This window comes from Rhizobium sp. SL42 (assembly GCF_021729845.1).
Classification (GTDB): domain Bacteria; phylum Pseudomonadota; class Alphaproteobacteria; order Rhizobiales; family Rhizobiaceae; genus Allorhizobium.
Genome location: NZ_CP063397.1, coordinates 2,438,286 through 2,461,670 on the forward strand (window position 1 = coordinate 2,438,286; position 23,385 = coordinate 2,461,670).

The 23,385-nt window shown below is 57.4% G+C and carries 12 protein-coding genes and 2 pseudogenes; 11 read left to right on the forward strand and 3 right to left on the reverse strand.

Features of this window, described 5'->3' with window-relative positions; genetic code table 11:
- Positions 1–310 precede the first annotated feature (310 nt).
- From IM739_RS24100 to IM739_RS11590, 3 genes and pseudogenes are all read right to left on the reverse strand, one after another.
- Positions 311–478, reverse strand: a pseudogene (locus IM739_RS24100) (hypothetical protein); the annotation flags it as partial.
- Between the two features lie 17 nt (positions 479–495).
- The gene (locus IM739_RS11585) at positions 496–1,341 is read right to left on the reverse strand and encodes a recombinase family protein (RefSeq protein WP_237367908.1); all 846 of its coding nucleotides are present in this window, start codon (positions 1,339–1,341) and stop codon (positions 496–498) included.
- 12 nt (positions 1,342–1,353) lie between these two features.
- Entirely contained in the window at positions 1,354–1,548 is a 195-nt protein-coding gene (locus tag IM739_RS11590; protein WP_237367909.1) for a hypothetical protein, read from the reverse strand.
- 1,646 nt (positions 1,549–3,194) lie between these two features.
- Here IM739_RS11590 and IM739_RS11600 point away from each other — a divergent pair.
- The 11 genes and pseudogenes from IM739_RS11600 to IM739_RS11650 all read left to right on the forward strand — a co-directional run bounded on the left by IM739_RS11600 (position 3,195) and on the right by IM739_RS11650 (position 23,378).
- Positions 3,195–3,770, forward strand: coding sequence for a toxin-activating lysine-acyltransferase (locus IM739_RS11600; RefSeq protein WP_237367910.1), 576 nt, complete (start codon positions 3,195–3,197; stop codon positions 3,768–3,770).
- Positions 3,771–3,806: 36 nt separating this feature from the next.
- Complete coding sequence (locus tag IM739_RS11605) at positions 3,807–4,493, forward strand: hypothetical protein (protein WP_237367911.1); 687 nt, start codon at positions 3,807–3,809, stop codon at positions 4,491–4,493.
- Positions 4,490–16,048: a calcium-binding protein gene (locus IM739_RS11610; RefSeq protein ID WP_237367912.1), complete on the forward strand. Its 11,559-nt coding sequence runs from the start codon at positions 4,490–4,492 to the stop codon at positions 16,046–16,048. The genes IM739_RS11605 and IM739_RS11610 overlap by 4 nt, the downstream gene beginning before the upstream one ends.
- A gap of 5 nt (positions 16,049–16,053) precedes the next feature.
- On the forward strand, positions 16,054–17,769 hold the full coding sequence (locus tag IM739_RS11615) for a type I secretion system permease/ATPase (RefSeq protein WP_272911306.1): 1,716 nt from the start codon (positions 16,054–16,056) through the stop codon (positions 17,767–17,769).
- Positions 17,766–19,073 (forward strand): HlyD family type I secretion periplasmic adaptor subunit, encoded by a 1,308-nt coding sequence (locus IM739_RS11620; protein ID WP_237367914.1) that lies wholly within the window; start codon positions 17,766–17,768, stop codon positions 19,071–19,073. Before IM739_RS11615 ends, IM739_RS11620 begins: the two co-directional genes overlap by 4 nt.
- Before the next feature lie 564 nt (positions 19,074–19,637).
- Entirely contained in the window at positions 19,638–20,027 is a 390-nt protein-coding gene (locus IM739_RS11625) for a transposase (RefSeq protein ID WP_237367915.1), read from the forward strand.
- Positions 20,024–20,140 (forward strand): annotated as a pseudogene (tnpB, locus tag IM739_RS11630) (IS66 family insertion sequence element accessory protein TnpB); the annotation flags it as partial. The gene IM739_RS11625 and the pseudogene tnpB, both read left to right, overlap by 4 nt.
- Before the next feature lie 111 nt (positions 20,141–20,251).
- A complete protein-coding gene (gene istA, locus IM739_RS11635; protein ID WP_237367916.1) occupies positions 20,252–21,778 on the forward strand; it encodes an IS21 family transposase in 1,527 nt (508 codons plus the stop codon).
- Positions 21,768–22,580, forward strand: a complete 813-nt coding sequence (istB, locus tag IM739_RS11640) for an IS21-like element helper ATPase IstB (RefSeq protein WP_237367917.1) — start codon at positions 21,768–21,770, stop codon at positions 22,578–22,580. The genes istA and istB overlap by 11 nt, the downstream gene beginning before the upstream one ends.
- Before the next feature lie 103 nt (positions 22,581–22,683).
- Positions 22,684–23,046, forward strand: a complete 363-nt coding sequence (locus tag IM739_RS11645; protein WP_237367888.1) for a transposase — start codon at positions 22,684–22,686, stop codon at positions 23,044–23,046.
- Positions 23,043–23,378, forward strand: a complete 336-nt coding sequence (locus IM739_RS11650; protein ID WP_237367887.1) for an IS3 family transposase — start codon at positions 23,043–23,045, stop codon at positions 23,376–23,378. The genes IM739_RS11645 and IM739_RS11650 overlap by 4 nt, the downstream gene beginning before the upstream one ends.
- The last annotated feature ends 7 nt before the right edge of the window (positions 23,379–23,385 follow it).

Sequence of the window (23,385 nt, forward strand, 5' to 3'; positions counted from 1 at the left end):
TCGCGCCGTCCAGGAAGCCAGCCAGATCCTTCTTGCGGGCTTCGAGCGCCACCATCTTTGCGTTGATCCTGTCGGCAGCGCCACCCTTCAGAATAAGGTCGAGAAGCGTGTCAAGTTCGCGATCGATCCGCTTGATCTCTGCGGCTGATGAATCAAGGGAGGCACGCGCCTCCATCCGCGCCTTGTTCACTTCGCGCGTGAACTCCTCGCAGAATTCCTTGTAGAGGTCCGGCTCCATCAGATGCTTGTCGAGCCCGTTCAGAACGGATTGTTCAAGTGTATCGCGGCGGATGTTCAGCCGATTGTCGCAAGTCCCCTTGGTCCGGGCGTTGGTGCAGCCGAGCATGTCCTTCGAGATCATCGAGTAACCGCCACCGCAGCAGCCGCATTTGATGAGACCTGTGAACAGGTGTTTTGGCCGGCGGCGCTCGTTCAGAATGCGGTTGTCGCCCAGCTTTGTTCCGGGCTCCAGCGTCATCTGGTCCTGCCGCGTCTTCACAGCATCCCACAGGTTCTGATCGACGATGCGCAGATCCGGCACGTCTGAATAACCCAATCCGCTTCCGGATTGGGACGGGAAACACGCTTGCCCGTATCTGGGTCCTTCAGGTAACGCAGGCGGTTCCAGACCAGTTTCCCGATATAGAGCTCATTGTTCAGAATGCCGGTTCCGCGCTTCGGATTGCCGTGGATGGTCGACGGCCCCCATTCGCTGCCTTGCGGCCCTGGTACACCTTCGCTGTTCAGCACCATGGCGATCGTGCGGGAGGATTTTCCCGCCAGATATTCCGTGAATATGCGCCTGATGATATTGGCTTCCGCTTCGTTGATGGTGCGCTCGCCGCGGCTGGTTTCCCCGGATGCGTCGACGTTCCGCACGACGTCGTATCCATAGCAGAGGCCTCCGCCGGATTTGCCTTCTTCGACACGGCCGCGCAGTCCACGCCGCGTCTTGTCGGCAAGGTCTTTGAGATAAAGCGCGCCCATCGTGCCCTTGAGACCGATATGCAATTCGCTGACTTCACCTTCGGAGAGCGTAACGATGCTGACGCCGGCAAAGCGCATACGCTTGTAGAGACCGGCAATATCCTCTTGGTCGCGCGAAAGGCGATCGAGGGATTCCGTCAGGATGACGTCGAAGCGTCGCTTTAACCCATCCGCTATCAGTTCCTGAATACCGGGCCGGATCAGAGAGGCGCCTGAGATGGCGCGATCCGTATAACTGTCGACGACTGTCCAGCCTTCACGCTCAGCCCGTGTGCGGCAAATGCGAAGCTGGTCCTCGATCGAGGCATCACGCTGATTGTCGGAGGAATAGCGGGCGTAAAGAGCAACCTTCATGAGATGGCCTCCCTATTTGAGGAGGCGTTCGCGGGTGGCACGCTCCTGTTCGGCTTCGACGAATTTATGGGCTGCCTGTCGCGCCAGCAAGCGGACAAGTTCTCTGATGCGAGGATCGGGCTTTGACGGGTCGTAGACCGGCATGTCGTCATCGGGTGCGAGAACGACCCGCACGCTGTTTGCCGCTGTCCCTTTCCGCTTTGCCACAACACGATCCTCGCCCATGAGCGGACCATTCCGCTCCGGGCAAAGACTGGGCCGGCGACCGGCGGATTTGAATGCGAATTCGCGGGCATGTCAGCGACCTCCAGCGTAGTCCATCGTGCCATGTCGGTCCGTCGCGCATTTGATCGCAGATCGTGCGGCGGAAACAGGGGGCAACGGCGTAAGAATACTTGAACTTTGCGGCGGGCGAATCCCCGTGGGTGTAGAATTATTTTGCGTTCTTCTCTACACGACTGGCTCAGAGTTCTTCCCAGGTCATGATCCCGCACTCTCCAATGAACACAAGGAGAGCTTCGCTCGCTTTGCCCTGGTCGGCTGCGGCTAAGCCTTGCCAATCGTGGGGGACGCCAAGGGGTCTTTCCCCTTGCTCCCTGAGACGCCACCTGCGCATGGCAGAACCGCGCGCTCGCAGGCCGGGGCATAGGCACGCATGCACTGTCCAATAAATCTCAACCGTCCCGCTCGCCGCGCAGCTGGCAGCCGGAGAGAATAGCGGCTGTAGCTACGGCTAAGGCCAAGCGCCTGAAAGTCATTGCAATCCCCCTCCCTGCTTCACCTCGGAGAAGGAGAATTTTTCCTTCAGATCAACCAGAGGTAGCGGCTTACTTTAACGTTGGGAATGCCAGGGGCGACACATATGAAGAGAGGCAGAGTGCTTGCCGCCCTGCCCAGTCGACAGTTCTTGCTTGAAGATGGTTGCGTTCAATCTACTCGAAGGGAAGGACGGCAGGCATGACGACGGATACAATGATGGGGATTGATCCGGCCGAGAGTGTTTTCCAGATGCACGGAGCCTCGATGGTAGGACAGCTATATCTGGATGCACCCGATCTTCGTGAATTTGGGAGCGCTGGAGTTTATGAGGACCGACTGATTGGGAATGAGCTGTCCCGCACCCGGAGCTCCGCGGCCGATGCCCTGGCGGCGATGCAGGCTTTCAGGATGGTCTTGGTCACCATGTCAGCCTTTGGAGGTAGAGGCGGAAGGCTGTTGTATTGCAGATTAGGGCGAAGTCTCGTGTCGATCAATCCTCGTTTGGACGACATGTCCCGAGGATATATCGATGGTGACGACATATTGTGGTGATGAACCGAAGTACTATCGACACGTTGCGCTCCGGCGCACTTTAGCCCTCCCATAGAGGCGAGGCGGGCATGCGCTTGCACCGTCCAAAGCCTCAGCCCACTCCTCCACCCAGGGCGCGTCTGTCGCAGCAGCGGCACTCCTCTTCCCAACCCGTTCTTCGGTTCTTTTCGGTAAGACTGCCGCACCTCCTCCTCCCGCGGCAGGCTTTTCGTTTTGGGGACGGCTTGATTAAAACGCGGGGATTGCGGCTCTTGGCCGATCTATTTGGTGTTGAGCGATGAACGGGTGATCGCACTCGCACTGGCCGTCTGAACCGGACCGCTTATGGTAGGTCATTATTGACGTCGCGGTCCTAGTGTTCGCAATGGCCCAGCGCGGGGAAAGGATCCAACACGCCTACTGCCATGGCGGATGTCACAGTTCGTTCGGCCGAGGATTGGCGATAGCTTGACAGCGGAAGCCCCCTTGATCATCCTCGTTGTGGTTGCACTGGCGGCTTTGTTCGCGCCAGCCTTTTATCTGCGATTTTTCAGGGAGTGATTATGTCCGACGTACCTGGCGAGCCGGTCGCAAAGACGGAGATTTCATCTGAAGCGTTGGAAAAGATCGCCGGGATCAAGACTGCGATCCATTCCTCTTTTGGTCAGGTTGTGCTCGCCATGAGTTCGGTGCCTCGCTACCGACATCAGTCCCTTGCTGATCTGGCCCATCTGGTCATTGATCCGCTAGCCCGTGACTGCATTGCCATCGCATCCCCTAAGCCTTCCAGTGATTCGGATCCCAAGTCGGCCCTGGCGCCTGCAGCGATTGCGATCTGGGCCAGTGTCTCGGAAGAGGTTGAAGCCAAACTCAAGGAGCAGATCAAGGCGGGAGTCTTCCCGGTCCGCCTGAAGCCGTCGGAGTGGAAGAGCGGTGAGAAGGTCTGGCTGCTTGATGTGATCGCGCCGACGCGGGAAATGGCAACGATGGTGCTGAAGAGTTTCAATCATGTCGCGAAGAGTGAGCAGGTCAGCATTCATCCGCTAGTTGCGCAGCTGGTGGATCGTGAGGTGCTGAAGCAGCTTGTCTCTGCGGGTGCACAAAGCTCTGAAGTGAATTCGTCTCCGACCATTAACTGACCTGGCGCTTTGGGTGACCCGATGCGAATTCTAATTATGGCGGTGCTGGCCATGGGCCTTTCCGGTTGCGATCTGCTCTTCGATTTGCCGGAATGGCAATGGCATCAGAAGCTGACGGTGTCGGTCATGACGCCCGAGGGGCTTAAGTCCGGCAGTTCGGTCACATCGGCGCGGATCGAGTTTCCGCCGAAATGGACGGGTGTTGGCGATGCTGCCGGCATGCAGCGCGGCGGCGTCTCTGGCGAGGCTGTAGCCGTCGACCTTGGCGAGGGCCGCTATCTCTTCGCGCTGCTGCAGGGCTATACCGAATGGACGGCCTATACCGCCTTTTTCCCAGAACTGGAGGGAAAGGCAATGCTGAAGAAAGAGATGTTTCCCTATCTCGACCAGATGGTGGCGAGCACCGGCCAGTCCCGCGACGTGCCGCGTAAGCACTATCCGCTGCTGGTTACCTTTGAAGACATCAACGACCCGGCTTCAGTGCGCCGCGTTAATCCCAGCGATCTCTCGGCCGCATTCGGCGCCGGCTACCTGCTCCATTCCATCACTATGTGGATCACCGATGAGCCGGTGACTGAGGGGAGGGTAAAGTCACTTTTGCCTTGGCTACACGCCTACTACAGCAAACGTTTCGATGGACAGCGTTTCGGCACGATCAAAACAAACAATCCTTTTGCCAACTCATTGGCCTCGGGGGCCTTCGACACGGAGAAGAGCAGATGACTATGACTCAAGATCTCTTCATGGCCATCCTTGCCATGGACTCGTACAACCGAGGGTATAATGAAGGCATAGCCGGTTTGGGGGGTGAAGGGGAGCGTATCGGGTTTGCTACGCTGTCTAGTCAAAGCGATTTACAGGCGGGCTCCGAGGGCGTTGCCGCCGGCTTCTATGCTGTCGCCTATGACTGGAATGGTGTAACGGTCATCTCCTATCGGGGCACGGACGTCTTGTTGAATACGCCTTGGGACGACAACCCAAGTATCGGAGGAGAAATTTGGAATGCCTATCTTACCGGTCTAGGTGATCCACTTACGACTCAAGCCGTTTTGGCGGCAGAGTTTTTCCAGTCTGTTAGTGGAACTCAGCAGTCCGATCCTTCGGCAGCCAATGTGATCGTTACCGGCCATTCTTCTGGTGGCGGATTGGCTGGCTTTATTGCGTCGATCTATGGCCAGCAGGGTTACATTTTTGATAACATGGCGTTCGAGTTGTCCGCCTATCATGCTTATCTTGGCTCTCTTGGGGGAGGCCTCCTCGGCAGCATTTTTTACAACGGGCTGGCTCCAACTGCGCCCGAGATCGGGGAAAAGCTTCACGCCTACGCTGTTTTTGGAGAGTTTCTCGCAGCAAATCGAGTGCTGCAAAGCACTGACGTAGAGTACATCTCAAGCTCTGCCGGCTTCTTTAGGGATCCAGTGAACATCCTTCACAGCCAATCCATGTTGGCCATCCTTATGTATGCGGACGGTAAGGGTACAGACGCTCCTCCTCCACATGCTGAATGGCGAACTGTCGGGACATTGGTATGGGACGCAATTCTTAGCAACGACGTAGCGGCCGCTGGCGGTTTTCTGGGGGCTGGGCCAACAGGCCGATATGATGCATACGCGAAGTTGATGTCCGCAATTGCCTACTCGGCTCTCGATAGTGGCTCGCATGAAGCAGACGCGGATTACGGTTATGTATTCGGGAATACAGCCATCCGAGCTTTGTTCGGTGATGCAGATGAACTCGGCAGCCTCGTATCGGCCGACAAGGTTTCGGAAGCGCTTGAGGATTCGATGGCAGGCCTCTTGCAAGCCGTCGTGCAATTCGCCGGCTTGATGGCGAGCAGGGGGATCAACTATCGCGCCTATCAGGGCGAGGATCAGCCCTTCGATCCACTGGAAGGGGTGATCGCCCTCAGCGACGTCGACGGCAAGTTGACCCACACCGCGTCTTCTGCGGTCGTCCTGAAGCTTTCCGTCAACCAGGATCTGTGGAAGTTGGGAGTTGCAGCCGGCGCCCCTGACATCGAGATCCTCGGGCTCGGGACGCTCGTGGAAGACCTGCTTGATCAGGCCAGCTCCGATCTCAATGCGAACACGATTCGAGAAGCGATGGAGATACTGTACGGTGTCGAGGGTGCCACGTTCTCTGTGACGAAGGCCATCGGCTCGGTTGAGTTCAATCTGGCGCAGGGCCCGATTAATCTGACCCTGCCGGAAGGTGCTTCCGGTTATGACGCAACTCATACCGGCCTCTATGTCGCCGGTGATGCTGCAGACATCATCCATGGCAGCAGTCAGAATAACATGATTGCGGGGTCTGACGGCGGCGACGTGATCTACGGGCGGCTGGGGCGCGACCTTCTCCTGGGAGGAGACGGTTCGGACCTGTTTGTCGACTCCGTTACGGAACGCAGCGAAACGGACGGGCGTCAGAACGAGGACGACGTCTATATCGGTAGCAGCCAATACACCGGCCTTCTTACCAATTTCCTTCAGTGGCTTCTAAATGGCAATGAGACGGATGTCGTCCGCTATACCGTGGATAATCTTGCGGTAGACGATCCCGAAACGCCTCAAGACGAGAACCATCTACAGCAGCAAGGCCTGCGCGTAACCAACGTTGAAACGACAACTCTCGGGGGCTCCGAAGCCATCAAGTTGACCGTTGCCGACCTCGGAAGCGGCAAGGCAGGTACGGACCATCTGATCGGAATCGAGAAGGTTGAGCTCTCGGATCGGCCAGATGAAATCCTTGTCACTGATGCAGCGCTTAAAGCAGCCATTCTGATCGATATGGGGAAGTCGAGTCGTATCGAAAGCGAATTGCCTGATGGCGAGGTGCTTGCGCCCGATGCATTTACCACCAAGGTCGATGTAGCCGATTACTCCGGCCTGACGCATGGCATCAATTATCTCAACGGTGTCACATCCGATCGGCAGCAGGTCAGTTCACTTGAAGGTGTGTTCCAGTGGGCCGGCTGGGGCGACGAACTGTTGACCGTCGCGGACTATGCGGCCAAGGGCGCGCTTGGTCACAATGATGCACTTCAGATCGTTGGGGCAGACAGGATCAAGCTCACGGATCACGACGACGTACTGATCAACGCAGAGTTCGGGTCGATCATCGAAACGGGTGCGGGTGACGACAAGATCTGGTTGTCAGACGGCGTAGCGATCACCGACCTCAGCGATGATGACCGGATCACGCTGGCTGGCGTCATCACGCTTTACGGCGGCATGCGGAACTCAGTGTCCGAGGATGCCCGAGCATGGGGCGCTTACGGAACTTCCTACGGTCTGAACGATTCCGGGGAACTGGTCATTTCCAATGCCTTCTGGCGGGTCACCTATATCGATGAGAATGGCGTGCCGCAGAGTAAGGCCGCCGAAATGTACGTGCTGAACTGGGCTGCGACTTATGGCGCGGGAACCAGCTGGGCTACGGGTGCGGGTAATATCAGCCTCATCGAATACACGATCACGTCTTCGAGGTTACTCGACCTGACAGGTGACGAGAAGGGCACCGTGTCGTTTGTCGGTGCCGGGCTGTTCGAGCTTCTTGGCTACTACATGAAGACCATTACGGGTGAAGCCAGTTTCGGCAATACCGATCCGCTGGTTCTGGACCTGGATGGCGATGGGGTCGAGCTCACTTCGCTCGATCACTCCAAGGCGCGCTTCGACACCGATAATGATCTTTATGCGGAGGCGACCGGCTTCGTCGGCAAGGACGACGGTATCCTTGTCCGCGACATCAATGGTGATGGAAAGATCAACAGTGCCGCCGAAATGTTCGGCGGTGGTGGCGTGACTGGATTTGGAGCTCTATCGGCTCTCGATGGAAACGCGGACGGCGTGATCGACGCAAGCGATAACGGGCTCGCGGATTTCGACGGTGACGGTGATGTCGATGCGAATGACCGTTTCGACAGGCTGATGGTCTGGCAGGATCGCAACGAGAACCATGCTACCGATCTCGGAGAACTCAAGTCGGTGAGCGAATGGGGGATCGCGTCTATCGCCATCCCTGGGCAAGGCCAGGGCGCCAGCGGTCAGGTAGTGGCAGGCAATACGATCGATCGCGTCTCAAGCTACACACTTTCCGACGGGACCGTGAGGACTGTGGCGGATGTCTCGTTCAAGGTTGAAAACCAGAATACGACCTATGTCGGTCAACCGATTGCGATCTCGAGTTCAGTTCTCGATCTGGCGAACCTCAAGGGCTATGGAACGCTCGTCTCTCTGCATGAAGCCATGAGCCTGCGACCTGCGAGCGAGACCACGGTCCGCACGACACTGGACAGTCTGTCTTCGAACGACCTTGCGACCCTGCGTGACGAGATCAAGCCGATCCTGCGCGCCTGGGCGGAAGGATCCCCCGTTAAGGTCAATGGGCAGGTGACAACGGGGGTCGTATCCCAGAATGCCTATGAAGACCTGGTTGTCGTCAAGGACGCATCCGGCAAGGTCGTAGATTACGTCTGGGGTTTCTCCCGGTCCGGCCAAGCTTTTGGGACCTTTGCGAACGAAACTAGCCCAGCCGCTCGGTTTGCCTTCGCTTCGGGGGTGATTGTTTCCTTAGGCGGGTCATATGGCGCAGGGATCGACGAGCGGACGGATCTTTCTGCATTGATCGGCTCGCTGGCTGAAGATGGTGCGGTCAGTGTGACAACCGGGTCGACAGTCGACGCGAGCGGAAAGACGGTTGGATATCTGCAGTATGCGTCACAGGACGGCTATGTCCGGATCTATTATCAGGGCAGTTCATCCTGGTCGAGTGCGCTCAATAGCGCGGCGGACCACAGCCTGCCTACTGGTTTCGGCTTCAGTGGTATCGCGGCTGAGGACTTCGCCTTCTATGAGCGTCTAATCGGAGAGTCTCTCCAGCCCTTCTTTGTGAAGCCGGATTCGGCCAGCGGTGGTTACAGCGCGGTCAATGAGTTTCTGTCCAAAATGGAAGGGACGCTCAATCTCTTTGCGGTCAGGCTTGCCGTTCAAAGCGGCCCGCTGTCGCATCACTTTGACAGCATCGTCTATGACGCCGCGAAAGACCAGTTCCGGAGCGCAGATGGACATCAGCTGTCGGACGTATTCGATAGCGTATTGAATGACGCTGAAACTGGGGGCAATGCGTTTGCTCAATTGCAGGGATGGAAGCCCTTCTTCGATGTGTTCCTGGCCGACTATTCAAGAGGCAGTTCTGCCAAGCAGGTGAGCTATTCGTTCCTGGTCCAGAATATGCTGCATTCGGTGGAGCAGGCTGCTGGTGGCGTTACCATTGAGCAGTTCGCGCAGGCTTTCGGTGTGCCACAGGACATTATCGTGTCCGGCGCGGGCGAGCTGACTGGGACCTCTGACATTGACCTCTTCATCATCGATGGAGGCGAGACCTTGGCATCGGGCGGGGCGGGCGCCGACAGTTACGTGATCGGTCGCAACTTCGGCGCCGTCACGATCTATGACAATGATGGCGCACTTGGTTCCGATGTCGATACGATCCGCTTTTCTGGCCACAATGTGGAAGATGTTGAAGCCACGAGAGATGGCATTGATCTCATCCTGACTGACAAAGTTACCGGCTCCTCGATCCGCATTACGAATCAATTTGAAGGGCGCTGGCCGGGCGCGACCATCTCCGACGCCTCTTTTGACTACGGAGTGAACCAGATCATCTTCGCTGACGGTACCTTGTGGAACAAGGTCGACATCGCGGAGCAGGTTTCGAAGATCGATGATGCATCGACCACCATCGTTGGCACAGCCGATGTGGATGTTCTACAGGGCGGTGGCGGAGACGATGTTCTGCAGGGCGCCGGTGACACAGACATTTACCGCATAGGACGCGGAGATGGAAAAGACGTCATCGATGACCTTGAGAACAATGCATTTCGCAACGATCAGGACATGTTGCAGTTTCTCGATGGCATCCGGCTTGACGACCTGATCTTTGTCCGTGATGGCGCGTCGAATGATCTTTCGATCCGTTTCAAAGATTCGCCCGCGGATGAAGTGAAGATTCTCGGACAGTTCAGCGCGACATACACTGGTATCTACGGCACTTGGTATCAAAACCGCATCGAACTGATCACTTTCGATAACGGCTCCAGCCTATCGCATGACCAACTGGCGAACTTGGTACTCCGGGCCTACTCCACAGACGGAGACGACCAGCTCTACGGCATGAATCGCGAGGACGTTCTGGATGCCGGCAAGGGAAATGACTTCCTTTCGGGTGGAAACGAGTCCGACACCTACGTGTTCGGACGTGGTTACGGGCACGACGTTATAGAAGATAATATGACGAATTTCCTTTCCGGAACCTCGGACAAGGTGTTCTTCAGGTCCGACATCTCCCTCGCCGATCTCGACTTTTCTAAGGTCGAAGGAAGCGATTCCGTCCTTATCACTGTGCGCGGAGCCGAGGACAGCCTGATCCTAAAGGACCAGTACGCGTATGTCGAAACGGGTGTATTTGGCGCAATTTTCTTCGACCGTATCGAGGAGTTTGTGTTCTCTGATGGCTCTGGAAGGATCCTAACGCATCAGGACGTCGCTGAGATCGTGTTGGCTGCTCAGGCTACAGAAGGCGATGATCACATCTACGGCTTCTCGATCGCCGACACTCTCGATGGTGGAGCAGGCAACGATATTCTTGAAGGTGGGGGAGACAGCGATACGTATCTATTCGGACGTGGATACGGGCATGATAGGATCATCGAAGCCTTGGGCGTGAGCGTCCTCGCCCCAAATCAAGACAGGTTGATCTTCAAAGACCTGGTGCTTTCCGATCTTACAGTATCCCGAACATCGTATGATCTGATCTTCACGATCAACGATACCCAGGAGACGATCACCCTGCAGAACCAATTTGACCGGCCACCGATCGGTACAGATCCCTGGGTGGCGGTCGACTTGTTCGAATTCTCTGATGGGACCGTTCTCACTTTTGAAGACTTTGCGCCAATCACTCTCCCGCTGATTGGAACTTCCGGCTCAGATGAGATCACCGGTTCCCAATATGGTGAGATACTGGACGGGCGTGAAGGCGACGATGTTCTGATCGGTTCTCAGGGTAGCGACACTTACATATTCGACATTGGGTATGGGAAAGATACCATCATCGATGGAAAGGGGTATGTCGGGCATGACCAGTTTGACGTAGTCCAGTTCGGCTCCGGAATTGCGCTCTCTGACCTGAGTTTCAGCAACGATGACAATGTCCTTGTCATTAGCCATTCCAATGGCATTGATGAGCTTAGGATCGTTGATCAGTTTTCGTACACCTGGTTCAGGATCGAGGAATTCAGATTTGCGGACGGCACAGTGCTGACGCAGGATGATGTGTTTGCTGCAATCACCACGCACGCAAGTTCGGCCGCAAATGAAACTCTCGTATCGACCAAATTTAACGACACGTATGAGTATGAGCGCGGTGACGGTCACGATATCATCGCTGATACAGGCATTCTGTGGGGAACGTCCGACCGCCTGCTGCTCAAGGGTATCGATCCACACGCAGTTTCTGTCATTCGCGATGGAAACGATGTGACACTGGTGATTGCAGAATCAGCGACCGGCGCAGGTGACCACGGATCAGTGAAGATTGTTAGTGGGCTGCACAATCACAACGATGCCGGAGTCGAACAGATCCTTTTCGACGATGGCACAGTTTGGACACCCGAAACTCTGCGAGATCGGATACTCACAAGCACATCGGCAAACGAAACATTCGTCGGTTTTGCGGGCAGTGACACCTACAGATACGCCCGTGGTGGCGGACACGATGTTATTGACGAAACCGGCATCTTGCGAGGCAATAATGACACATTGATAATGGTCGACGTTGCTTCGACCGCGGTCAGCCTGTCTCGGAATGGTAGCGATGTAACGCTGAATATCGCGGAAAGTGCCTCCGGTGCGGGAGATGCGGGATCCATTCTGATTCGAAGTGCGATCAACAATGCTCATGACGCAGGTATAGAGAAGATCCTGTTCTCGGACGGCGTTGTTTGGACACCTGCTTCCCTGTTAGCACAATTGATCGACGGCGCGGGCACCGAGCAGGATGATACAATTAATGGAACGGGGGTCTCCAACCTGCTTAGAGGCTTGGGGGGCAACGATCGTCTCGTCGGCGGTGGCGGCAATGACACCTATGTCTACGATCGTGGCGATGGTCACGACGTGGTGGAAGAAACGGGGATACTCTGGGGCAACGCTGACGTGATCCGCGTTTCCGGAGTTGCTGTTGAGGCTGTGACTCTTCTCCGCAATGGCAATGACGTTACCTTGGAGTTTGCGGACAGCGTCGTCGGCGCAGGGGACGGGGGCTCGATCAAGATCATCAGTGGCCTCCACAATAACAACGACGTTGGCGTTGAGCAGATTGTGTTTGACGATGGGACGGTTTGGACACCTCAGGACTTGCGTGAACGGTTGCTGACGAGCACGGCTGCCAATGAAACCTTCCTCGGGTTTGCTGGGAACGATACCTATCGCTACAGTCGCGGAGGTGGCCATGACGTCATTGACGAAACTGGTATACTTTGGGGAAGTAATGACAAATTGTTGCTGACAGACATCAATTCAGACGAGCTTGTGCTTAGCCGAAACGGCGATGACGTAAGACTCATCTTCTCTGCAGACGTTCCTAACGAGGCTGGGTCCATAGTAATCAGCCAGGGTTTGTCGGGCTCTAACGCCGTTGGAGTTGAGCAGATCGTCTTCGCGGACGGAACCATCTGGACACGTGCAGATTTGATTGCGAACATTGCATTTGTCGGCGGCTCTGACGGCAACGATGTCATCAATGGCACGTCTGTGTCCGATGCGGAAATTCGAGCTGGCCTTGGAAACGATAGCCTCAACGGGCTGGCTGGCAGTGATACTTACGTATATCGACTGGGAGACGGCAATGACGTCATCACGGAGGTGACGTCGGGCACCGACGTTGACACACTGGCGCTCGCGGACTTGAACCTCTCGGATATCAGGTTTGAGCGTCCGAGCAGCAACATGAACGACGTTGTTATCCGCATCTTGCAGAACAGCGAGACGATTACTCTAAAGAACCAGTTCAACCAGGCTGGCGGGATCGAGCGCATTACCTTTGCTGATGGCACGGTTCTGGGTGGAAACGACTGGAGTCTTGACATATACCTGCAGGGCAAGGCCGTCGTCTACGGCACCAGTGGCAATGACACCATCGCGGGAACCAGCGGCGACGATGTGTTCGTCGGCGGCCTCGGTGATGATCGGTTCAATAGCGGCGCGGGCAGCGACACCTACGTCTACGCTTCCGGGGATGGCAGCGATTTTATCGATGACGAGTCCGGTTCCACCACTGACATTGATGTTGTGAAGCTGATCGATCTCAATGTGGGAGATGTCACCTTCAGTCGTTCCGGAACCCACGTAAAGATCATGGTCATCAGCACAGGCCACGTCATAACTCTTGATGAACAGCTCTATTCGACCACCGCGAATTGGGGGATCGAGCAGATACACTTCTCTGACGGAACTATCTGGAGCCGTGCTCAGATCGCCGAAGCTTCAGTGCCGGTGTCCGTCGGTACGGCAGGTCACGATACATTGATGGGAACGAGTTCTGCCGACATCATTGACGGCGGAGCCGGCGACGATGTGATGAATGGCGGTGAAGGCAACGACACCTTCGTCTATGCGCGTGGTGACGGCAATGACACGATCACGGAACAGAGCTGGAATGGCGATAACGACAGGCTGGTGTTCAGCGACATCAACCCGTCTGAGGTCAGCCTTTCCTATACCGGTACGGATCTGACGATTTCGATCGCTGAAAGCAGCCCGGGTGCTGGTGACGGTGGGTCGATCAAGTTGGTCGGCACGCTCGCCGACAACCGTGGTCAGGGTGTGGATGGTATCGTCTTTGCGGATGGCACCACCTGGAACGCCGCGACGATCCGCGCGAAAGCGATCGAAACGCGCCAGACTGCGGGCAGTGACACGATCGTTGGTTTCAACGCCAATGAGACCATCACCGGCGGAGCCGGCGACGATGTGATGAATGGCGGTGAAGGCAACGACACCTTCGTCTATGCGCGTGGTGACGGCAATGACACGATCACGGAACAGAGCTGGAATGGCGATAACGACAGGCTGGTGTTCAGCGACATCAACCCGTCTGAGGTCAGCCTTTCCTATACCGGTACGGATCTGACGATTTCGATCGCTGAAAGCAGCCCGGGTGCTGGTGACGGTGGGTCGATCAAGTTGGTCGGCACGCTCGCCGACAACCGTGGTCAGGGTGTGGATGGTATCGTCTTTGCGGATGGCACCACCTGGAACGCCGCGACGATCCGCGCGAAAGCGATCGAAACGCGCCAGACTGCGGGCAGTGACACGATCGTTGGTTTCAACGCCAATGAGACCATCACCGGCGGAGCCGGCGACGATGTGATGAATGGCGGTGAAGGCAACGACACCTTCGTCTATGCGCGTGGTGACGGCAATGACACGATCACGGAACAGAGCTGGAATGGCGATAACGACAGGCTGGTGTTCAGCGACATCAACCCGTCTGAGGTCAGCCTTTCCTATACCGGTACGGATCTGACGATTTCGATCGCTGAAAGTAGCCCGGGTGCTGGTGACGGTGGGTCGATCAAGTTGGTCGGCACGCTCGCCGACAACCGTGGTCAGGGTGTGGATGGTATCGTCTTTGCGGATGGCACCACCTGGAACGCCGCGACGATCCGCGCGAAAGCGATCGAAACGCGCCAGACTGCGGGCAGTGACACGATCGTTGGTTTCAACGCCAATGAGACCATCACCGGCGGAGCCGGCGACGATGTGATGAATGGCGGTGAAGGCAACGACACCTTCGTCTATGCGCGTGGTGACGGCAATGACACGATCACGGAACAGAGCTGGAATGGCGATAACGACAGGCTGGTGTTCAGCGACATCAACCCGTCTGAGGTCAGCCTTTCCTATACCGGTACGGATCTGACGATTTCGATCGCTGAAAGTAGCCCGGGTGCTGGTGACGGTGGGTCGATCAAGTTGGTCGGCACGCTCGCCGACAACCGTGGTCAGGGTGTGGATGGTATCGTCTTTGCGGATGGCACCACCTGGAACGCCGCGACGATCCGCGCGAAAGCGATCGAAACGCGCCAGACTGCGGGCAGTGACACGATCGTTGGTTTCAACGCCAATGAGACCATCACCGGCGGAGCCGGCGACGATGTGATGAATGGCGGTGAAGGCAACGACACCTTCGTCTATGCGCGTGGTGACGGCAATGACACGATCACGGAACAGAGCTGGAATGGCGATAACGACAGGCTGGTGTTCAGCGACATCAACCCGTCTGAGGTCAGCCTTTCCTATACCGGTACGGATCTGACGATTTCGATCGCTGAAAGTAGCCCGGGTGCTGGTGACGGTGGGTCGATCAAGTTGGTCGGCACGCTCGCCGACAACCGTGGTCAGGGTGTGGATGGTATCGTCTTTGCGGATGGCACCACCTGGAACGCCGCGACGATCCGCGCGAAAGCGATCGAAACGCGCCAGACTGCGGGCAGTGACACGATCGTTGGTTTCAACGCCAATGAGACCATCACTGGCGGAGCCGGCGACGATGTGATGAATGGCGGTGAAGGCAACGACACCTTCGTCTATGCGCGTGGCGATGGCAATGACACGATCACGGAACAGAGCTGGAATGGCGATAACGACAGGCTGGTGTTCAGCGACATCAATCCGTCTGGTGTGACCCTGTTTCGTAACGGTAACGATGTGACGATAGTCGTTGCCGAAAGTAGCCCTGGAGCTGGCGATGCGGGGTCCGTGCTCCTGAAGTCTAGCCTCATCGACAATCGCGGGGAGGGTGTCGACAAGGTCGTATTCTCGGATGGAACCACTTGGGATCGAAACACCATGATTTCGAATGTTGATTTCATTGCTGGCACCGATGGAAACGATACAATCATCGGCACATCTGGGGCTGACACCATATTGGCTGGCCTTGGCAATGACACAATTACGACGGGGGCCGGCAATGACATCATCGTTTTCAAGCCCAACTTCGGGATAGACACGATCACCGACTTCCAAGTGGGAGCGGGATCGGTGGATGTCTTCGAATTCGACAATAGCCTCTTTGCCGATTTCGAAGCGGTTCTGGCTGCCGCTGCTCAGGTCGGCAGTGACACACTGATTACCTATGATGCCGCGAACACCATCACCCTGAAAAATGTGGCCCTGACATCGCTACACCAGGACGACTTCCGGTTTGTGGCTTGATGTGAATGGCGATAAATTCTGTGAACACTGAGCAGCGGCGTCCTCTCGTCGCCGCTGCTCTTCGGCAAGTGCGATCGACTTTCATGACGATCGCGGCCATCAGCGCAGTGACCAATGTGCTCATGCTAACTGGTCCACTGTTCATGATGCAGGTCTATGATCGGGTGCTAGCGAGCCGGAGCGTGCCAACATTGGTGGCACTTTCGCTGCTGGCGGTCGGTCTATACCTGTTTCTTGGCGTGCTGGAGCTCCTGCGCTCCCGGATCCTGACGCGCGTTGGGCAGCGGATCGAGGAGGATCTCGGTGACGCGACGTTCCGAGCGGTGATGGTTCTGCCGCTCAGGATGTCGCGTAAGGAGGCCGTCTCGCAGCCGATCCGGGACCTGGAACAGATCCGGCAATTCATGGGCGGGCCGGGGCCGGTTGCCATCTGCGACATGCCCTGGTTGCCGCTTTACGTTGGGATACTCTTCCTCTTCCATCCGCTTCTGGGCTGGCTCGCCATTGCCGGAGCGGTGTTCCTGATCACGCTTACAACTGCAAGTGAGATCCTTTTGCGCGATCCGATGCGGCGTATCGCTCAGTTTTCGGCAGCTCGGGCGGAATTCCTGGAAGCAGGACGGCGCAATGCCGAGGCGCTGCAGGCGATGGGCATGCGGGGGGCCTACACCGCCCGCTGGCGTGAAGCGAATGCGGAGTATCTGACCGAACAGCAACGGACAGGCGATGCGACCAGTAGCTTCTCGACTACGTCGAAGATCTTCCGGCTGGCGCTTCAATCCGCCGTTCTTGCGCTCGGCGCTTGGCTCGCGATCAACCAGATGGCCTCTCCGGGCGCGATGATCGCATCCTCAATACTGACCGCACGGGCTTTGGCCCCGATCGAACAAGCCATCGGCCAGTGGCGTGGTTTCGTGAATGCGAGGCAGGCGCGCGACCGTCTGTACAAGCTGTTGGAGCAGTTCCGGGAAGATGTTCCGCGCATGGCGCTACCCAAACCGGAGACGTCCTTCAGTGTCGCCGGACTGACCGTGGTGTCACCTGGCGCAAATACGCCAATCATCCGCGACATCAGCTTCAGTGTGAGCGCGGGGCAGGGTGTCGGTATCATCGGGCCGAGCGGCTCGGGCAAATCCTCGCTTGCGCGGGCGCTGGTCGGCATCTGGTCGCCTGCAAGAGGCAGCGTGCGTCTGGACGGAGCCGAACTCGATCAATGGGATCCAGAGGCCCTCGGGCCCTGCATTGGATACTTGCCACAGGGCGTCGAGCTGTTCGACGGGACGATTGCCGAAAATATATCCCGTTTCTCCTCAAATGCGCGGCCAGACCAAATTATCGAGGCAGCCAAGCTTGCCGGAGTTCACGAGTTGATCCTGTCAATGCCGGACGGCTATGACACTCGGATTGGCGTGAGTGGCGCGATCCTTTCGGCTGGCCAGCGGCAGAGGGTTGGTCTTGCGCGAGCGCTCTTCGGCAAACCGTTCCTCATCGTGCTGGACGAGCCCAATGCCAGCCTCGATGCGGAGGGCGAGACAGCGCTGACAAATGCCATGCTGGCACTCAGGGAGGCTGGCTCGATCGTGATTGTGATCGCGCATCGACCGAGTGCGCTGGCAGCGGTCGATCAGGTTCTGGTCGTGGCGCAAGGCGCGATGGTCACATTCGGGCCGCGGGACGAGGTCTTGCGGAAAACAACGATGCGGGCGGTGGCGGAGAAATGACCAGCAGAGAAACTGTGACACCGATTGCAAGGTCGATCCGCAACTACTCAGTCCTGGCCTTCGGCACGATTTTGATCCTCGTCATTGGCTTCGGCGGCTGGGCAGCAACAGCAAAGCTCTCCGGCGCCGTAATCGGTCACGGCGTCTTGGTGGTGGATGGCAACGTGAAAAAGATCCAGCATCAGGCCGGCGGCATCGTCGGTGAGATTTTCGTCCGCAACGGAAAGCGCGTCGAGGTCGGTGACCTGCTGGTCCGAATGGATGACACGATCACGCGCGCCAATCTTGCCATCGTCACCAAGCAAATTGACCAACTGACGGCGCGGCGGTTCAGGCTGGTGGCGGAGCGAGACGGGCTCGACGCGATGGCCCCGAATGAGGCCTGGACCAATTCGGGCGATGACGCAGTGATTAATGTTCGTGCCGAGGAAGCCCTCTTTGCAGCGAGGCGCGAAACGCTCAAAAGCCAGCAAAGTCAGCTGAGGCAGCGCATCAACCAAATCGGCCAGGAGACGGAAGGGTTGCAGGTACGGCTTGCGGCCAAAAAGCAGGAACTTTCGTGGGTCGAGCAAGAGCTCGTGCGTGTGCGAAGCCTGAGCGGCCAGCAGCTGATTCAGTTTAACCGGCTCGCGGAACTGGAGCGGTTAAAGGCACAACTCGACGGCGAGCGAGGACAGGTGATCGCCGAGATTGCCCGTGCTGGCATGCGCATCACAGAGACGGAATTGCAGATCCTCCAACTGGATCAGGATCGCCAGACGGAGATCGTCACCGAGCTGAGGGATGTCGACAACAAGCTGGCGGAACTCGAAGAGCAGCAGATTACGGCCAAAGACGAGCTTAAACGGGTGGAGATCCGCTCTCCTCAAGCCGGGGTGGTGCATGAGTTGGCGCTGCATACCATCGGTGGGGTTGTCGGCCCCGGAGAGACGGTCATGATGATCGTGCCGGTCAATGACACTCTTGTCGTAGAAGCTCGTATCCAGCCGGCCGATATTGATCAGGTATATCCCGGACAAAATGCAGTTTTACGTTTTTCGTCGTTCAACCAGCGGACAACCCCCGAACTCGTTGCCGAGGTGGAAACGGTGGCGGCGGATCTGGTCAGCAATCCGCAGACAGGTGAAGCTTGGTATTCGATCCGGGCTAGGATCCCGACCAAGGAGATGGCCAAGCTTGGAAACCTAACCCTGCTGTCGGGCATGCCGGTCGAGGTCTTCGTCAAGACAGGCGATCGGACCGCTATGTCTTTTCTGTTGAAGCCACTATCGGACCAGCTTGCACGGGCGATGACTGAAGAGTGAGCGCTGCGCGCAAAAAGCATAGCTGCAGCAAGAGCTTATGCTCTCGATGAAGCTCGCCTCTGGTTCGAATCGTTTCAAAGGTAGAGATGAGTTGCGTCGGGTCTACCATGACATAAGGTGGGATAAACTGCCCAGAATGGTGTGCTTCCGGTAACGAAACGCATCCGGCGGACCGGGCTGTCGTGAACCGAGCCCATAGTCTCGGCCATTCGGCTTCCATCCCTTGCGTTTCACGGGCCGCTTTTGCGGCTCGTTTGCTGAGCACGGCTCATTCTGAGCCCTGCCATCTTTCTGCTGTCTGTTTGGGGGCTTGCAGCCCCGTCCTCCGTCAAGACCAAGCCCTTCGGGCAAAAGCATCCGGGCCGTGGCTCGGCATTCGCCTGCGCCCGCACCACCCCGGACACTTTTGGTCTGGACGGTTTCCCCCCTCTCTTCGCCAGAGGGGCAGATCGGTGTAAGCGCTGTTGTCTCCTCACCTTGGTAACCGATGTTCTGCCACCACATTGGCAGCCCCTGCCTGATCTGTGATCGACATTCCATGGAAGAGCGACAAGGAGTTTCTCCATGGAGAGTACGTTGGAGGTTCTCACAACGCGACGAAGCAGGCGTGAGGCGCATCGCCAATGGCCTGATGAGGTCGAGGCACGGATCGTGTCGGAGAGCTTGCGACCAGGCGCAACTGTGAATGAAGTGGCCGAACGCTACGGGCTGAAGGCCAACCACCTGTCATCGTGGCGGACGTTGGCTCGGCAGGGCAAGCTGGTGCTGCCAGAGCCGGAAGACGCGGTCGAGTTTGCGGCCATCGTTGTCGATACTCCAGCGCCGGAGCCGCTGGCCGTCAAGGTCGCTTCTCGCGCCGAGATTGTCGTAGGTCCTGTCACCATTCGTCTGGAGGAAGGCGCATCTGCAAGCCGGATCGCTGCCATCGCTCGCGCCTTGGCGGCAGCGACATGATCTTTCCGTCGAACCGCGTACGGATCATGGTGGCGACCAAGCCCGTGGATTTCCGCAAGGGCCATGACGGGTTGGCGGCGCTGGTGAAGAACGAGTTGCACAAGGACCCGTTTGTTGATTTCCACTGAGAGCTGACCCGGCGCAGCCAGATATTTCCATTGAGAATTGACCCATGTTTCAACCGTCCCTCGCATGTTTTCAGCGGGGGCTCTGGAGTGATCGACATGGCGTTACTAAGCGTAATCCGACGCTGGCATTTTCGAGAGCATCTATCGATCCGGGAGATTTGCCGCAGGACCGGCTTATCCCGGAACACCATCCGCAAATATCTGCGAGCCGGCGGCGTGGAGCCGAAGTTCAACGTGCCGGAGAGGCCGAGCAAACTTGATCCGTTCGCAGATCGGCTATCGGCCTGGCTGAAGACGGAGTCGAAGAAGAGCCGCAAGCAGAAGCGGACGATGAAGCAGCTCCACGCTGATCTTGTCAGCCTCGGCTATGAGGGGTCCTACAATCGTGTGGCGGCATTTGCGCGGGAATGGCGCGATGATCGTCAGAGGGAATTGCAGACGACGGGCCGCGGGACATTTGTGCCCCTGGCGTTCGAACCAGGCGAGGCCTTCCAGTTCGACTGGTCGGAAGATTGGGCGATCATCGGCAATGAGCGCACCAAGCTGCAGATCGCCCACACGAAGCTGAGTTACTCCAGGGCCTTCATTGTCCGGGCATACCTCCTGCAGACGCATGAGATGCTGTTCGATGCTCATAACCATGCCTTCCGTGTCTTCGGTGGCATTCCTGGTCGCGGCATCTACGACAACATGCGCACGGCGATCGACAAGGTCGGTCGTGGCAAGGAGCGCGACGTCAACGTCCGCTTCATGGCGATGGCCAGCCATTATGTGTTCGAGCCCGAGTTCTGCAATCCGGCTTCCGGGTGGGAGAAGGGACAGGTCGAGAAGAACGTGCAGGATGCGCGTCATCGCTTCTTTCAACCGATCCCGCGCTTTCCATCACTGGAGGCCCTAAACGATTGGCTTGAGGAGCGTTGCAAGGAGTTCTGGGCTAAGACACCCCACGGTCAGTTGCGTGGCACTATTGCCGATATCTGGGCCGAGGAAGTCCCAGCTCTCATGGCGCTCTCGAGGCCGTTCGACGGGTTCGTCGAATATACGAAGCGGGTCACGCCCACCTGCCTCGTGCATCTGGAGCGCAATCGCTACAGCGTTCCGGCATCCTTCGCCAATCGACCGGTGAGCCTCCGGGTCTATCCGGATCGTGTCGTGGTCGCCGCAGAAGGCCAGATCGTCTGCGAGCACCGCCGCGTCATCGATCGGTCCCATGATCGGCCGGGTCAGACCATCTACGACTGGCGTCACTATCTGGCGGTGGTGCAGCGTAAGCCCGGTGCTCTTCGTAACGGCGCACCGTTCATCGAGCTTCCCGATGCATTCCGGACCTTACAGCAATACCTGCTCAAGAAGCCCGGTGGTGATCGAGAGATGGTCGATATCCTGGCCCTCGTGCTTCAGCACGACGAACGGGCAGTGCTGTCTGCCGTCGACATGGCGCTGAAGTCTGGCGTTCCGACCAAGACGCATGTGCTGAACCTGCTGCATCGGCTCGTTGACGGCAAATCCTTCACGCCGCCGACCCTCGATGCCCCTCAGGCACTGACGCTCACCAATGAACCCAAGGCCAATGTTGAACGATACGACACCTTGAGAAAGACGGAGGCTCGCCATGCGTCATAATCCAGCAAGCGGCGCGATCGTCATCATGCTGCGGCAGTTGAAGATGCATGGCATGGCTCAGGCAGTCGGAGAGCTTACCGAGCAGGGATCACCCGCATTCGAGGCTGCCCTTCCGATCCTGTCGCAGCTTCTCAAGGCAGAGACGGCGGAGCGCGAGGTTCGATCAACGGCCTATCAGCTCAAGACAGCACGCTTTCCAGCCTACCGTGACCTGAACGGCTTCGACTTTACCAGCAGCGAGATCAACGAGGCGCTCGTGCAGCAACTCCATCGCTGCGACTTCCTCGATGATGCCAACAACATCGTCCTGGTCGGCGGACCTGGCACGGGCAAGACGCACATTGCCACCGCGCTCGGCGTTCAGGCCATTGAGCATCACCACAAGCGAGTGAGGTTCTTCTCGACGGTCGAACTGGTCAACGCGCTCGAGCAAGAGAAGGCGCAAGGCAAGTCGGGACAGATTGCCAATCGGCTCGTTCACTCCGATCTCGTCATTCTCGACGAGCTGGGATACCTGCCATTCAGCGCTTCAGGCGGGGCGCTACTCTTCCATCTGCTCAGCAGACTTTATGAGCGCACCAGCGTCATCATCACCACCAACCTCAGCTTCAGTGAATGGGCAAGCGTCTTCGGCGACGCAAAGATGACCACCGCGCTGCTCGACAGGCTCACCCACCACTGCCACATCCTCGAAACCGGAAACGACAGCTTCCGCTTCAAGAACAGCTCGGCTCATCATCCCAAAACAGCAAAGGAGAAACGCAGGAACTTGACCCCGACCAACAACACGAACGATACCTAAAGGCGGGTCAATTCTCGGTGGAAACGTGGAGTGAACCCCTCGGGCTGGACCACGAGACCTGGAAAAACTGATACACTCTGCGGGCCTCAATCGGAGAAGGCTCATGAAGTCCCGAGGTCCATATCGACGGCATTCGACGCCGTTCAAATTGCAGCTTTGCCAGGATATTCGGAACGGCGTCATCGGACGGCGGGACGCACAGCGCACGTACGGCGTTTCGGCTAACCTCATCCAGCTATGGCTGACGCAGTTCGATCGCGGCGAACTGAACGACGAGGAGGCTGAGGCCAGCGTTATTGCTGAATACGAGGCCCACATTGCGGCGCTGGAACGTAAGGTCGGCCAGCTCACAATGGAGCTGGACCTGGTTAAAAAAACTCCGCGTCAGCCGATCGCCGGCGACAGCGGGAAGTCCTCCATCATCACCGGTCCCCGGCCTGTTCTATCCGACGGGGGTGTAAAGTGACCGATCTCCCGAGGAGCACTTACTATTACCGATCGACGACAAAGGCTTTGAATCTCGGCGACAGCGAGCTCGTTGCAATCATCGAGGACATCCAGGACGAGCTGCCTTGCTATGGATACCGACGCGTCACGCATGAGCTTCAGCGAAGAGGCCACCTCGTCAATCACAAGCGGGTCGCCCGCGTCATGCGTGCCAATGGCCTCGGGATCAAGCCTCGCAAGCGGTATGTTCGCACGACGGATAGCAACCACGGTTCGCCGATCTACCCAAACCTCTATCGCAACGTGATCCCGGCGCGACCCGATATGGTCTGGGTGGCAGACTTCACTTAACATCCGC